Origin of the sequence: Natronorubrum bangense, from assembly GCF_004799645.1 — an archaeon.
GTDB classification, from domain to species: domain Archaea; phylum Halobacteriota; class Halobacteria; order Halobacteriales; family Natrialbaceae; genus Natronorubrum; species Natronorubrum bangense.
On sequence record NZ_CP031305.1, the window covers coordinates 490411 to 504782 of the forward strand.

Genomic DNA, 14372 nt, shown 5'->3' on the forward strand with positions numbered 1-14372 from the left:
GTTTGCAATATCTGCAACCGAGCGCAGCGTTGTACAACCGATGGCGACTGTCTTATTCGTGGTATAGTAATGGGCTGTCCCCAACTGGAGAGGAGTAGAGACCCGACGGCCGGTAATCGGCGAACACGGGTCGGTGACAACAATGACAGACACACGTACTGCATCTCAGGCAGCCGTCCCGAACCGACTGGATACGACCGTTGCGAACGTGACACACCCCATTGCATCCCGTTCGTCTGGTGATGTGACGTGGTCGACGACTGTCGCTCGAACGACGGTGGTTGGCTAATGTGTGGTATTATTGCGCGTATCGGTCACGGCGACGCGGCAGACACACTCTTGTCGGGTCTGGAGAACCTCGAGTACAGAGGCTACGACTCGGCAGGAATCGCCGTCCAGAACGGTTCCGGCGTCAAGGTTCACAAGTGTTCAGGAGAGGTTTCAGACCTCAAATCGACGCTGAGCGGACGTCCAAACGGGAATATGGGAATCGGCCATACCCGATGGAGTACCCACGGACCGCCGACCGACGAGAACGCTCATCCACATACGGATACCGTTGGTGACGTCGCCGTCGTTCACAACGGAGTCATCGACAACTACGACGAGCTGAAAGCCGACCTCAAAGCGAAGGGCCACGAGTTCGAAAGCGACACCGACACGGAAGTGATCCCACATCTCATCGATGAGTACCGGGAGAAAACCGGCAACACCGAACTGGCAGTCCAACGCGCCGTCGACACGCTCGAGGGAAGCTACGCGATCGCTGCGATCGTCGACGGCGAGGAAGCAGTGTACGCCGCACGGAAAGGCTCGCCGCTCGTGCTCGGGCTGGACGACGAAGAGTGGTTCCTTGCCAGCGACGTGCCGGCATTTCTCGACCACACCGAAGACGTGATTTACCTCGAGGATGGCGACCTCGTCGTTCTCGAGCCCGACTCCTACCGGATCACCGACCTCGAGGGACAGCCAGTCGATCGGTCGGTCGACACCGTCGACTGGGATCCCGAAGACGCGGGAAAAGGCGAGTACGACCACTACATGTTAAAAGAAATCAACACACAGCCGACGGCGCTCTCGAATACGATCGAGGGTCGGATCGAAGACGGCGACGTCGCCTTCGAGGACCTTTCTGCTGGCTCGTTTGCGGACGTCGACACCGTCCAGTTCGTCGCCTGTGGCACCTCCTATCACGCGGCGATGTACGGCGGACAGCTGTTGCGAGCCGCAGGGGTCCCGACTGAGGTGCTTCGTGCAAGCGAGTACGAAACGACGTCGGGACCGGTCGACGAGAACACACTCGTCGTCGCCGTCACACAGAGCGGCGAGACGGCCGACACGCTTGATGCCGTTCGAACGGCCACCAGCCGCGGTGCACGATCGCTCGCCGTGACGAACGTCGTCGGCTCGACGGCGGCACGCGAAGCCGACGATGCGATCTACATTCGTGCTGGACCGGAGGTTGGTGTCGCCGCGACGAAGACCTACTCCTCACAAGCAGTCACGCTTGCGTTGCTCACTCAACAGCTCGCAGCTGACGTGCCGGACGCAACGCCAGCTGCCGATCGAGCCGCGATGCTCGAGGCACTCGAGTCGCTCCCAGAGCACGTCGAAACCGTCCTGGAGACGTCGCAGGCCGAGGCGCTCGCCCGTGAGACGCTCGACAGCAAGTCGTACTTTTTCATCGGGAGCAGACTCGGTCACTCCGTCGCACTCGAGGGAGCGCTGAAATTCAAAGAGATTACCTACGAGCACGCGGAAGGGTTTGCTTCGGGCGAACTCAAACACGGGCCACTCGCCCTCGTCACCGAGGAGACGCCAGTGATCGCAGTACTGACTGGCAGCGGCGACGAGAAGACGAAGACGAACGCGATCGAGGCCAACTCCCGCGGTGCGCCGATTATTGCCGTCGGTTCGGACGGTCATCCCCTCAGCGACGTCGCTGACGCACAGCTGTCGATTCCCGAGACCCACCCCGTCTGGGCAGGGCTGCTCGCAAACGTCCAACTCCAGTTGCTCTCCTATCACGCCGCAAATCTGCTGGAGCGACCGATCGACAAACCACGGAACCTCGCCAAGAGCGTGACGGTTGAGTGATCGAACCGGCTCGTTTGTAGTGTCGAGTTCGACGAGACGTTCCTGCCTCGAGTGAACTAGCGATCCGTTCTCGCCACGCCGTGTTCATTCGCCCAGAGATATTGCTTAAACTGTCTTTAATTTAGATATATGTCTAGTTCTAGTACTAATTGCTATACAAATATCCACAAAGTACTTATTACGAGAGCGAACGAGATTCACTAACCGAAGATAGTCATAGAATCCATATGATCGTAGACTGGATCAAACAGTACACCGAAACAACCCGACACGCAACCGTTCACCACGAGTGTCGACGCTGCGGAAAGACCGTTACGGCCGATGACACCACCTGTCCGCTCTGTGGATCGGACGAGATCGCAACCATTCCACTGTAAGCGTCGGCTTCGAGACGAGCCACACCATCCTGTCGCGCTCGCGATGGACCTCGAGCGTCGCAGCGTCATCCGTCGCCGATTGATCAGACGGCTCATCGCACGCGACGAGGCTTCGAGCCGCGAGCGACGGCCGTCAGTTCCCGGATGCGTCTCATCCTGGCGCTGTGACGAAGACCGCGCTTCGAGTGCTACTGACTCGGTCCGTCTCAAATCGAGCCATTGCGCTACTGTGTGCACGGAGCAGTCGTTGCTATCCACGCCCTCGATGGTGGCCTCTCTTTGTATCCAGCGTCTACTGTGACTCTCGAGTCGACTCCTGGAAAGCGTGCTGGCCGAACCTGTTCGGAGAGACGGGCTACTGGACGAACATTTATGTCACGCGACATGAATGTTGAGAAGCGCATGTCCTCGCAACTCCGTGTAGCTCAGCACCTCCTCGCTGCGTTCGTCCTGTTGATTGCCATCAGCACGTTTCTTGGACTGCCACGGCCGTATCCGTCGTGGCCGACGCTTGGGCCACTCCCGATCAATCCGGAGCTGCTCGTGCCGGGTGCGCTCGGTTTCGTTGCACTCCTCGAACCGATCCACCAAGGGCTCAACGTTGGGTCGGTCACCATCGCGACCGTCGGCGCGGTGACGCTGTGGCTCGCAGCGACGAGTGTGTACACGTTGTCCGCGTCGTCCACGGGCGGTGTCTTCTGGGGTGGGTTTTTGACGCTACTCAGCGGCGCCGTGCTCGCCGGTCTAATCCTCGTTCAGCGTGTCGTCTACCGACGTCGACAGGGCGCTGCGTAGCGATTCGAGCCGTGGAAGCGGACACGAAACAGCACTGTTCACTGTTCGAGTCTCGAGTACTGCTGCCGAGAAGGAGCCGATTCTGACAGCGCCGCTCAGTCCTCTTCGAGTGTCAGCGTCACCGTTTTGTCGTCGCCGTCGATTTCGACATCCGTTTCAGCGTCGTCGTAGTTGTCCGCAACCGCGATCACTGTGTAGTCGTCGTCCTCGAGGTCGAACTCGGCCTCGCCGTCCTCGTCGGTCTCCTCCTCAGCGACCGTCGGGGAGAAGAAATTATCTTCCATGACTTCGACGGTGGCGTCTTCGATCGGGTCGCCATCGTCGTCCTCGACGACGGCTGTTAACGTGTGTGTCTCGTCGTCATCGTCATCTGCCTCGAGTGTTAGCGTCACCGTTTCGTCGTCACCGTCGATCTCGACGTCGGTTTCAGCTTCGTCGTAGCCGTCTGCAGAGGCAGTAACCGTGTACTCACCGTCCTCGAGGTCGAAATCGGCTTCACCGTCCTCGTCGACCAACTGGTCTTCGGAGCCGTCAACGTCGACGGTGGCGTCGTCGATCGGCTCACCGTCGTCGTCTTCGATGATTGCCGTTAGCGTGTGCGTTTCGTTATCGGCGTCGTCATCGCTGTCATCGCTACTCTCGTCACTTCCGTCGTCGCTGTCGTCGCTATCGCCGTCATCGCTACTCTCGTCACTTCCGTCGTCGCTGTCATCGCTATCGCCGTCATCGCTACTCTCGCCGCTTTCGTCGTCGCTGTCATCGCTATCGCCGTCATCGCTACTCTCGCCGCTTTCGTCGTCCGAGTCATCACTACCGGCATCGGCATCGGCCGCATCACCCTCGGCAGTCGATTCTGAACTGCCCCAGTCGTCGCTGAGAGAGCCGATTGCACCGCCGACGGCACCACCACCCGCAGCGAGTACGAGTCCAGCGGCTAACAACACCACGCCGCTGACAGTGAGCAGTATCTGGATACTCGTCTGAATCGATCGTGTCTCCGAACGCTGTTGTCGGACGTTGCGACGCATAATCGATCTCTGGTTTTAGAACGCGGATAGTCGTCTGCGGTGTGTACTACACGGGCAGTCGTGACGCACGATTCGGTGCATTGGCAGACAGTTTCTCAGCGCTACAGTTCACTATACGGCTGCTAAAACCGTTCAGCTCACGTGAACTGTCCCGGGACGAGGATCAGAACTCCCGGTATCGGCCGCGAGCACGTCTGCCACTGGCGATGGGACGATAACCACTTTCGGACCAATTGTCACATCGTGTGCCGACTGTTCTGTGTCGTCCGAGCCGACGGGCCACTGACCAGCCAAAACCGAGCCAGAACCGTCATCCGAAGCCCACTCGAGAGGGCATTTAATAGGCTCATAGTATCAGTCGGTGGGGAGAGATGTTCAACGAAGATGAGTGACTATCGACTCGCGTTCAAACCAGCGATCGGACTGTACGGACAGCACGACCCCAGTGCTGTCCTGTTCGAAGATGGAACGCCAGTCTTTGGCATCGAAGAGGAGCGGTTGACTCGAGAGAAACACGCCACCGAGACGTTTCCGACGAACGCCATCGAAGCCTGTCTCGACTACCGCAACCTCGAGTTCGACGATCTCGGGACGATCATCCTCCCGTACGATCCCAGCCTCCGCGCTCGGATCCGCTCACACTACATCACCGACGCGCTCCGGGCACCTGGTCTGACGAGAACGCTCTCCGCACTCGAGAACACGATCGTCACCGAAGCCCAGAGTCGGCTGGCACCGACGCGCCAGATCGAACACCGCCTTGCCGAGATCGATACACCGGTGCCACCGATCGAGCTGCGCTCTCACCACCGCTGTCACGCCGCCAGCGCGTTCCATCCATCGGGGTTCGACGAGGCGCTCGTCGTCACGATCGACGCAAAAGGTGAGTACGACTCGACTGTCGTCTGGCGCGGCGACGAAACTGGACTGACTCGCGTGCACACGTACGAGCATCCGAACAGTCTCGGTCTCTTCTTTGCAGTTATTACGGAGTATCTCGGCTACCGGATGTTCAACGGCGAAGGCAAGGTGATGGGACTCGCACCCTACGGCGAGGAGAACCCGTCGATCGAGCGGACGTTGCGCGAGCTGATCGACGTCGGCGCAGACTACGACGTGACCGAGGTGACCAAACGCTGGGGCACCGGCCACGGCGTCAGTCTACTCGAGGATGTCTTCGGCCGCCCGCGAAAGGCGTCGCCGGAGGAGTTCGATCAGTGGGAGAAAGACCTGGCGTATACGGCACAGAAACTGCTCGAGGAGATCGTCCTCGATATCGTCCAGGCGTATTCGGGGACGGTCAAGAGCGGAAACGTCGCCCTCGCTGGCGGGGTCGCGCTCAACTGCAAACTCAACAAACGGGTTCGTGAGGCCACCGTCGTCGATGACGTCTTTGTCCAGCCTGTCGCCCACGATGCTGGACTCGCACTCGGTGCGGGCTGGATCGGACAGGACCCTGCGTCGGTCGAGCCCCTGTCGACGGTCTATTTCGGTCCCGAGTACGATCTCGAGGCGATCGAATCGCGGCTCCAGACGAACAAGATCGCGTACGCAGAACCAGACGATCTCGAGGGATATGTCGCCAAGCGACTCGCCGACGGTGCGCTTGTCGGCTGGTTCCAGGGCCGAATGGAGATGGGGCCACGGGCGCTGGGGGCACGAAGTATTCTCGCCGACCCACGAACGGCTGCCTCGCGTGATCGCGTCAATCGGTTCGTCAAACACCGCGAGGAGTGGCGCCCGTTCGCTCCCTCGATGCTCGAGGAGGCCGCCGAGGAGTATCTCGTCGATGGCCAGCCTGCGCCGTTTATGATCGATGCGTACGACGTCCGCTCCGAGAAGTTGGACGAACTCGAGGCAGTCGTCCACCCGGCAGATGGCTCGACGCGCCCACAAACCGTTCGCGAAGACCAGCACCCACGATACCATCGTCTGCTCTCGGCGTTCGAGGACATCACGGGCGTTCCGGTGCTGTTGAACACGTCGTTCAACGACCACGGCGAGCCGATCGTCAACACGCCGACGGAAGCGGTCAAGGACTTTTACGGCATGGGGCTCGATCTGCTCGTTCTTGGAGACTACGTTCTCGAAAAGCCGACACAGTTGGTCGACAACCCAGACCGGATCGGCGAAGCAACCGTCAACCCGGCCGCCGGGGAACAGGAGTCAGGCACCGACGAGACAGCAACAGGACCACGGTCTGGCGAGCAACTGGTACAGTAATCTCGAAAAACCGACCGGTTTGACTCGAGTGACTGGTTGTCGCGTTCGGGTCGGTCGACTCATCTGTCGTCGATTACGTTTGTGGCTCGAGTAAGCCCTCGGCCGACCGCTCGAGCTGGGTATCTGTGACAACATCCCGACCGAACCGAGCAAAATCGAGCGCAGACGATCCCAGAACAGCAAAGCAGCAGATCGCGAGGCCGGTGACCGTCGGCCCGTGCTTTGTGGCTTCTAGGCCGTATCGAAACGCCCGCCGTCGGTTGTTCCGGGAGATCTCTGCCCAACCGTATGAGACGTGGCGGCCGTATCGGAGGCGGCGTTCGATGGCCGGGTGGCGTTCGATCTCGTCACGATATTTTGACCAGATTTTGCCCGAGATATCCCCAGCCTCGTCGAGATCGAGTTGGAGCCGTTCGGGTCGGTCATCGGCCATCTGCGTCGTGACGTTGTGGTCGTGAAACTGGCGAACGACTAGCGGTTCGTCGACGTACTCGAACTCGTACTCGCGGGCGATCCGAATCGTCTGGTCCCAGTCTTCGCCGCGTTCGAAGTCAGTGTCGTACGTGCCGACCGTCTCGAAACACTCAGTCCGGATCATGTGGCTCGAGTACGGTTTGAGATCGAACTGGGCGAGGATATCCGGATAGATGTCACCACGCATCGATGGCGTATACGAACCGACAGTCCGGCCGTTCTGTCTGATGTGGCCACCAGTGTAGACGACGCCACAGTCCGGCTGCGCCGCCATGACGGCGAGTTGTGTTTCGACTTTCTCTGGAGCCCAGCGGTCGTCGTCGTCCAGAATACAGATATATTCGCCCCTGGCGTGTTCGATCGCCCGGTTCCGGCTGGCCGCGATTCCGAGGCGCTCGTCGTTGTAGATCGGCCGTACACGGTCGTCAGCAGCGTACTGCTCGAGGACGGCCTGTGTTTCGTCGACAGGAGGATCGCAGACGATCACGACTTCGATTTCGTCGTGGGTCTGGGCGAGTGCAGTCTCGACGGCCCCGTCGATAAACGAGGGTCGATCGTAGGTCGGGATAATAACACTGACGAGCGTCATCTCCGTGACTCACCTGCTGGTCGGCCCCGACAGGCAAGACTGTGAGTGCGCGCTACGAGAGACATAGCTGAACTCATCAGCAGACAGTACTTATTCATGCGCAGGATTATCACCATTTCACGATCGCTTCACCGTGATTGTCGCGAGTTAGAGACCGATTGCTCGAGTCGATCGTGAAGAGACACATTCGTGCTCAGTTGACTGGATGCGGCGGAATAGAGACCGTTTTGGATGGATTACTGTCGTGAGTCTGTGATCGTCGTGGCGCGAAGGGTGTCGCTACTTTTGGCGATCCTGCTCGAGTGTTTGACCAGCGATCGAGGACACGCCCGACTACAGTCGCTCATGAACGCAGACAGCACACACGAGGATCGACGGATGGATGCATGGCACAGCGACAGATGGCCAACGGTTTCAGTGATCGTTCCGGTCTATAACGATCCGTCGGGGCTTCGAGACACGCTCGACTCGCTGACGAGACAGACGTATCCGGACGCTGCACACGAGATCCTGGTCGTCGACAACAACTCGACGGACGAAACACCAGCGGTTGCGCGGGCGTATGCGGACAAACACGACCAGGTCACGTTTCTGGTCGAAGAAGACAGACAGAGTTCCTACGCGGCACGGAATACGGGCATCGATCATGCACACGGCGAGATCTTCGCGTTCGTTGATGCCGATATGCTGGTCGAAACCGAGTGGCTCGCGGACGCGATCACGGCGTTTGCGGACACTGATGCCGAGTACATGGGCTGTAACGTCGAAATGCTGCCCTCGGAAGACCGTGAGTCCATCGCCGAGCGGTTCAATCTGCAGACTGCCTTCCCAATTGGCCACTTCATCGAGACGCTCGAGTTCGCACCGACGTGTTGTCTGGTCGTCCATCGAACAGTTCTCGATGACGTCGGCGCATTCGATCCACGACTGATCTCGGGTGGCGATCGGGAGTTCGGCAATCGAGTGCGTGATTCGGGTCGAGAGCTCCACTTCGCCCCGGAGGTGACGATGTACCATCCCACTCGCTCGACGACCGATGCGATGGTACGAAAGTCACGCCGGATCGGGCGCGGCCTCTACCAGCTGCGAACGTTCCATCCCGATCAGTACGACAGTTGGCTCCCGCTTGCGCTCAACCCGATGCCGTTTCTCCCGCCACGACTCGAGCAGCTCCGAGCGATCGACGACTGGGAGGCACTCTCCCGTCGCGAGAAGGCCGGCTTCTATCTGTTGTCGTACGCACGAAACGTTTCGAACGGCATCGGTCGGCTCGAAGAGATGGTCCGGCGGCGTCTGCTCCCACGTTAAGAGAGTGTGCCGGCCCGACCGTAGTTCGCACGTTACTTCCGTGCGATGAGTTCGATTGAGTGATCGCTCTCAGCCATCGCCCGCCGAAGGTCGCCAATGTCATCGACATCGCATTCGAGGCCGTGCCAGCGACGTTCGTCGGGGACGCCGGCCGCAGCATCGGTCCGAACCGCCGAAACGACCTCAAAGCCAGTGTCCGCAAATCGATTGATGAGTTCTGTCTTCGATTCCGAAGTCAACTCGAGCGGGTGGAGTTCGACGTAGACGAGCGTTGGTCCGGAGGCTTCGAGAACGTCAGTCAGTCCCGCGAGGACGTCACGCTCGTAGCCCTCGACGTCAAATCGGACGACGTTGATCGATTCTGGGGCGAGGTCACGGGTGGCGAGATATCGATTCCCCGTCGTCTGCTCGACCGAGATGGTTTCGCTGCTCTCGGCTCGCGTTTCGTCACCCGATTTTGGGTCACGAACTCGATGCTGGTTCGAGTGCGTGCTCAGTTCCATCTCGACAGTTCCGGTCTCGTCACCGAAAGCAAGCTGTTCGACGACGGTCACGTCGTCGTAGCCGTTGTGCGCGATGTTCTGTGTGAGGAGGTCGACGTTCGACGGGATCGGCTCGACTGCGTGAATTCGTGCTCGATCGCCGAGGATCTCGGCCTCGATCGCACAGAAATACCCGATATTCGCGCCGATCTCGAGGACGTGGAGTGGGCCGTCGACATCCTCGGCGAGTCGCTCGAGCGCTCGTCTGAAGGCGACAGTCGAGCAGTACTCGTGGACGCCGTAGGCAAGTAGCGTTCGCGAGATGCCGGCGTCTGCCGTATCGACGATCAGTTCGTGATCGGCGATCTCGACTGCTTGATACCGGCTGTCCTCGAGTCGAAATTCGTAGTACGGGTTCCAGCCGGTGAGCAGTTCCGTGGCGAATCCGACGGTGGCACCGGGCTGACCTGCACGCAGCAACCGCCCGAGTTTCCGGCCCTCGAGACGCAGATGTCGTGCGATACGCGACGTTCTGCCAGCTGTCGAGCGGAGCCGCGTCGTCGGTGTTTGGCTCTCGTTCATCGAATCGGTTGTGACAGTGTCCAACTCAGTCGAGCGCCCATACGTGGCTGTGATGGTATTTCATACGTGTAGATAAGTCTGGAGAGCGCTTTCGGTCAGTGAGACGACGGCAATTTACGGACTCGAATCCGGGCTGGAGTAACCAGGTATTAACCGAGTCACAGGTGGGCGACCAGTAGCTGATTGGCGCGGCGAAAGCGGATCTTGTTCGAGCGCGCCAACTGCACGGATCAGTGGCGCTGGATGGCGGTTTCAGTCTGGGCCTGAGCGGCAGACTGGAACAGTCACGACGCTTTTTGCGAGGTCCCGGCCGTCGTTTAGCTGGCGATCATTATGAGCGAACCCACGACCAGCGATCCAACTGGAGAGACACGCACCCGAGGCAAAGGTGAACCGGAGAGCCAGAAATGGCTCAGTGGCATCGTCTCCGTAATCGGCCTGTTGATCGCCATCTCACCGGCGATCTACGAGAGCGCGGCGTCTATGGCATGGAACAACGTCCTGGTGGGAGCAGCCATCTTCCTGCTCGCGGGATACAACTACTATCGACTCACCAACGGCTACTCGACCAGTACCGGCGTGATGTCACTCGTCGCCCTGCTTGCGCTGTGGACCATTGCCACTCCGTTTGCCTTCGAGGGGCAGTTCGCGATGGACGGACTCGATGTCGCAGCCCAGGGACTCGTCTGGAGTAACGTGATTGGAGGTATCATCATGGCAGTACTCGCTGGGTACATCGCGTACGCAGCGCGGACGGCTGTCCGGGCTGGGACGGCAGCCGGAACGAGCTGATCTCTCATACGGGCCGTTGTCCGTCAGTGCCGGCGCGATCGCAGGATGTTGCGGTCGCGTCGGGAACTCGAGACAGCACGCCGTATCAGCCAGCACCAGCGGTGTTCTCCGTCTGCGATGGCTTACGGTGGACCGGCAGTGTTGGGTGGCCCAGCATCGTCGGGTGCACCGACATCATTCGGCGGGCCAGCGTCCGCTGGCGGACCAACATCGCTTGGCGGTCCGTCGTCGTCATCGAACGGTCCGTCATCCAGCCCGCTCGGTGGCTCTCCCTCGACCAACTCCGCCGGGTCGTCGCCGTCGAACGGATCAGAGCGGTTATTGACGTCCGAAACCGGTTGCTCCCCCGCAGCCGGTTCGGTAGCACCATCGACTGTGTCCTCATCGTTCAGCCCAGCGTCAGAACCGTTGCTGGTGTTCTCGGCAGCCGTCATCCCATCACTCGAGTCGCTTTCCGGCTGCTCGGATTCGGAGTCGTCGGTCGAACTCGGCTGGTCGGGTCCCATAGCGGGGGCGAAGAGGAGCCCGAGAGCGACAAAGGTGAGCAAGACGACCACGATAGTCACGAGTACCGTCGTCGGTGTCGCCTCCGGCGCATCGCGTGAACGTGCCATTCGGTGAGACTGCGGTTCGGTTCCGATCGACTTTGTTACGGTCAGCCAACAGCCACCCGCTCGAGACGGCTGTCTCGGGCAGCGTTGTACACGAACCCCGTTGTGAACAGCCGAACAATGAAATAGCCGGCACACCCAGTACTCCCCAAGACTGCTCGCTACTATGACGAACCATTACGATCACGCGCAAGTCCAGGAGTTCTGGCAGTATGTTTGGGAGCGCGACGACGTCTATGCGCTGCCCGAGGACGCCAACGACCCAACCTACGTTCTCGGAATGTTTCCGTACACGTCCGGAACGCTCCATATGGGCCATATTCGCAACTACGCGATCACCGACGCGTACTCACGATATCGCCGGATGCAAGGCGATGACGTCCTCCACCCCATGGGGTGGGACGCCTTCGGGCTGCCCGCCGAAAACGCCGCGTTTGAGCGCAAGACCGATCCCCAATCCTGGACGGAGGCGTGTATCCGCCGGATGCGCGAGGAACTCGAGACCATGGGCTTTGGCTACGACTGGTCTCGCGAGATCACGACCTGCGAGCCGGTGTACTACCGGTGGAATCAGTGGCTGTTCAAACGCCTCTACGAGGCAGGGCTCGTCGAGTACGACTCGGCAGCGGTCAACTGGTGTCCTGACTGCGAGACCGTCCTCGCCGCAGCACAGGTCGAGGAACGCGAGGTCGAACGCAGTGAGACCTCGGAGTCAGCGAGCGGCGACGCCGCGAACCGCGAGGTTGAGCGCGTCTGCTGGCGGTGTGAGACACCCGTCGATCGGCGCGAACTCGACCAGTGGTTTTTCACGATTACGGACTACGCCGAAGAACTCTACGACGGCCTCGAGGACCTCGAGGACTGGCCCGAAGGCGTCCGCGAGATCCAGCGCAACTGGATCGGCCGTCAGGAGGGCGCACGGATCACGTTCGCGGTCGCCGACCACGGCGACGTCGACATCTTTAGCACGCGGCCAGAGACGATCCATGGGGCGACGTATCTCGCGGTCTCGCCCGGCCACGACCTCGCTCGAGCGCTCGCCGAAGCCGACGACGAGGTGGCCGACTATATCGAAGACGCCCGCGAACGCGATCCGAGCGAGGTCGGCCTGTCTGGAATCGAGACGGATGCGACGGCGATTCACCCACTCACCGGGGCGGAACTGCCCGTCTACGTGGCTGGCTACGTCTTAGAGGACGTCGGCACCGGCGCAGTGATGGGCGTTCCCGCTCACAACGAGCGCGACCACGCGTTCGCGAGCGAACACGACCTGCCGGTCGAAGGCGTGATCGTCCCCGACGGTGACACGCCGCTCGACCTCGAGGAGGGGGCCTTCACCGGCGAGGGCGTCCTCGAGGCAAGCGGCGAGTACGACGGCGTGGCGAGCGAGACGGCTCGAGAACGGATCGTCGCCGACCACGACGCCCTCGCGGAAGACGTCACCTACCGGCTGCGAGACTGGCTGATCTCCCGCCAGCGCTACTGGGGGACGCCGATTCCCGTTGTCCACTGTGAGGACTGTGGCCACGTGCTCGTGCCGGATGAGGAGCTGCCGGTCGAACTCCCCGAGTTCGTTCGCACCACCGGGAACCCACTCGAGGAACACGAGTCGTTCCGCGAGACCGACTGCCCGGAGTGTGGCGGCCCGGCCCGCCGCGAGACGGATACGATGGACACGTTCGTCGACTCCTCGTGGTACTACCTGCGCTTTCTCTCGCCGGATCTCGAGGATGCTCCGTTCGACACCCAACTGGCCGAGGAGTGGCTGCCGGTCGACGTCTACGTCGGCGGCGAGGAACACGCGATCCTCCATCTGCTCTACACACGATTCTTCACACGGGCGCTCGCGGATCTGGACTTGCTCGATCGACGCGAACCCATCACGGAGCTCAAGAGTCAGGGGACGGTGTTGTACGACGGCGAGAAGATGTCCAGTTCGAAAGGCAACGTCGTCGCGCCACAGGAGTACGGCGCGGAGACGACGCGGCTGTTCGTCCTCTCGGCAGCCCACCCCGAACAGGACTTCGAGTGGACCGCAAACAACGTTCGCGGAGCCTACGATCTCCAGCAGACGCTCTACGATATGGCGTCCACGTTCGTCGAAGAAGGCGACACCCGCATCGAGACGCGAGCCCACGACGAGTACATTGCCCGGGAAATCGACCGGACGATCGCCGCCGTGACCGACGAGTACGAGCGGTTCCGGTTCCACCGCGCTGCCACAGAGATTCAGGAGCTGGCACGGCGACTTCGGCGCTACCGGGCCTACGATCGGCCACACGAGGAGATCTACCGACGTGGCCTGCTCACACTCGCAGCCCTGATCTCGCCGATGGCACCCCACCTCGGCGAGGAGCTGTGGAACAAGCTCCGCGGCGAGGGACTGGTCGTCGAAGCCGACTGGCCAACAGCCGAACGCGACGTGAGCCAGTACCGACTCGAGCGCCAACTCGTCGAGTCGACGCTTGCAGACGTCCGTGATATCGTCGACGTCGCCGCGATCGACGAGCCGGAACAGATCGAGCTCGTTATCGCCCAAGACTGGAAGTACGACGTGGCACGGCTCGTCGCTGAAGCCACCGACGAAACCATTGATGACGTCGATACTGGCTCGCTCGTCGACCGCGTCCTGGCGGCCGATCTCGAGGGTGATCGTGAGGCCGTCGCGACGTTTGTCGTCGACCTGGCCGAACAGGTCGGACGGACGGAGCTCGAACAGCTCCTCGATGCCGAAGAGGAACTGGCAATCGCAGAGCAGAGCGCGTGGCTGCTCACCGACGAGTTTGGCGCCGATGTGGTCGTCCGACGGGCGACCGATGGCGACGATTCGGTTGGAAGCAGCCGGCCAGGCAAGCCAGCGATTCATATCAGCTAGCTGCCCGTCGTGTCTCGAGGTGGGCCGTGTGAGTGACAGCGAGGGGAGTGGTGTTATCGACTCACGATAGCCAGATAACCAAACGGGGCTGTACGCTCCAATACCGGTAATCAGCGGTCGTGTTCCTGTCAGAAATAAA

General features: G+C 60.8%; 11 protein-coding genes. 7 read left to right on the forward strand and 4 right to left on the reverse strand.

Going from position 1 to position 14372, the window contains the following annotated elements; genetic code table 11:
• Window positions 1-142 precede the first annotated feature (142 nt).
• The 3 genes from DV706_RS21400 to DV706_RS02500 all read left to right on the forward strand — a co-directional run bounded on the left by DV706_RS21400 (window position 143) and on the right by DV706_RS02500 (window position 3269).
• Window positions 143-289, forward strand: a complete 147-nt coding sequence (locus tag DV706_RS21400; RefSeq protein ID WP_161569786.1) for a hypothetical protein — start codon at window positions 143-145, stop codon at window positions 287-289.
• Complete coding sequence (gene glmS, locus DV706_RS02495) at window positions 289-2097, forward strand: glutamine--fructose-6-phosphate transaminase (isomerizing) (protein WP_006066727.1); 1809 nt, start codon at window positions 289-291, stop codon at window positions 2095-2097. Before DV706_RS21400 ends, glmS begins: the two co-directional genes overlap by 1 nt.
• Window positions 2098-2876: 779 nt before the next feature.
• Entirely contained in the window at window positions 2877-3269 is a 393-nt protein-coding gene (locus DV706_RS02500) for a hypothetical protein (protein ID WP_136350780.1), read from the forward strand.
• 95 nt (window positions 3270-3364) lie between these two features.
• On the opposite strand, the gene DV706_RS02505 is transcribed toward DV706_RS02500, so the two are convergent.
• The gene (locus DV706_RS02505) at window positions 3365-4297 is read right to left on the reverse strand and encodes a carboxypeptidase-like regulatory domain-containing protein (protein WP_006066724.1); all 933 of its coding nucleotides are present in this window, start codon (window positions 4295-4297) and stop codon (window positions 3365-3367) included.
• Window positions 4298-4681: 384 nt separating this feature from the next.
• Here DV706_RS02505 and DV706_RS02510 point away from each other — a divergent pair, with 384 nt between their 5' ends.
• On the forward strand, window positions 4682-6520 hold the full coding sequence (locus DV706_RS02510; RefSeq protein WP_006066723.1) for a carbamoyltransferase family protein: 1839 nt from the start codon (window positions 4682-4684) through the stop codon (window positions 6518-6520).
• Between the two features lie 73 nt (window positions 6521-6593).
• Here DV706_RS02510 and DV706_RS02515 read toward each other — a convergent pair whose 3' ends face one another.
• A complete protein-coding gene (locus DV706_RS02515) occupies window positions 6594-7583 on the reverse strand; it encodes a glycosyltransferase family 2 protein (protein ID WP_006066722.1) in 990 nt (329 codons plus the stop codon).
• A 345-nt stretch (window positions 7584-7928) separates the two neighbouring features.
• Here DV706_RS02515 and DV706_RS02520 point away from each other — a divergent pair, with 345 nt between their 5' ends.
• Window positions 7929-8891 (forward strand): glycosyltransferase, encoded by a 963-nt coding sequence (locus tag DV706_RS02520; protein WP_049889850.1) that lies wholly within the window; start codon window positions 7929-7931, stop codon window positions 8889-8891.
• A gap of 32 nt (window positions 8892-8923) precedes the next feature.
• Here DV706_RS02520 and DV706_RS02525 read toward each other — a convergent pair whose 3' ends face one another.
• On the reverse strand, window positions 8924-9955 hold the full coding sequence (locus DV706_RS02525; protein WP_006066720.1) for an FkbM family methyltransferase: 1032 nt from the start codon (window positions 9953-9955) through the stop codon (window positions 8924-8926).
• A gap of 333 nt (window positions 9956-10288) precedes the next feature.
• Here DV706_RS02525 and DV706_RS02530 point away from each other — a divergent pair, with 333 nt between their 5' ends.
• Window positions 10289-10747, forward strand: coding sequence for an SPW repeat domain-containing protein (locus tag DV706_RS02530; protein WP_006066719.1), 459 nt, complete (start codon window positions 10289-10291; stop codon window positions 10745-10747).
• A 122-nt stretch (window positions 10748-10869) separates the two neighbouring features.
• Here the strand turns inward: DV706_RS02530 and DV706_RS02535 are convergent, their stop codons facing one another.
• Window positions 10870-11361 carry a hypothetical protein gene (locus DV706_RS02535; RefSeq protein ID WP_006066718.1) on the reverse strand — a complete coding sequence of 164 codons (492 nt, stop codon included), beginning with the start codon at window positions 11359-11361 and terminating at the stop codon, window positions 10870-10872.
• A 163-nt stretch (window positions 11362-11524) separates the two neighbouring features.
• Between DV706_RS02535 and leuS the strand changes: the two genes are divergently transcribed.
• Window positions 11525-14233 (forward strand): leucine--tRNA ligase, encoded by a 2709-nt coding sequence (gene leuS, locus DV706_RS02540; protein WP_006066717.1) that lies wholly within the window; start codon window positions 11525-11527, stop codon window positions 14231-14233.
• Window positions 14234-14372 lie beyond the last annotated feature (139 nt).

Coding starts and splice junctions, on each gene's coding strand:
- DV706_RS21400 (WP_161569786.1), top strand. CDS start 143: ATGACAGACACACGTACTGCATCTCAGGCAGCCGTCCCGAACCGACTG.
- DV706_RS02530 (WP_006066719.1), top strand. CDS start 10,289: ATGAGCGAACCCACGACCAGCGATCCAACTGGAGAGACACGCACCCGA.
- DV706_RS02510 (WP_006066723.1), top strand. CDS start 4,682: ATGAGTGACTATCGACTCGCGTTCAAACCAGCGATCGGACTGTACGGA.
- DV706_RS02535 (WP_006066718.1), bottom strand. CDS start 11,361: ATGGCACGTTCACGCGATGCGCCGGAGGCGACACCGACGACGGTACTC.
- DV706_RS02505 (WP_006066724.1), bottom strand. CDS start 4,297: ATGCGTCGCAACGTCCGACAACAGCGTTCGGAGACACGATCGATTCAG.
- DV706_RS02525 (WP_006066720.1), bottom strand. CDS start 9,955: ATGAACGAGAGCCAAACACCGACGACGCGGCTCCGCTCGACAGCTGGC.
- DV706_RS02520 (WP_049889850.1), top strand. CDS start 7,929: ATGAACGCAGACAGCACACACGAGGATCGACGGATGGATGCATGGCAC.
- leuS (WP_006066717.1), top strand. CDS start 11,525: ATGACGAACCATTACGATCACGCGCAAGTCCAGGAGTTCTGGCAGTAT.
- DV706_RS02500 (WP_136350780.1), top strand. CDS start 2,877: ATGTCCTCGCAACTCCGTGTAGCTCAGCACCTCCTCGCTGCGTTCGTC.
- DV706_RS02515 (WP_006066722.1), bottom strand. CDS start 7,583: ATGACGCTCGTCAGTGTTATTATCCCGACCTACGATCGACCCTCGTTT.
- glmS (WP_006066727.1), top strand. CDS start 289: ATGTGTGGTATTATTGCGCGTATCGGTCACGGCGACGCGGCAGACACA.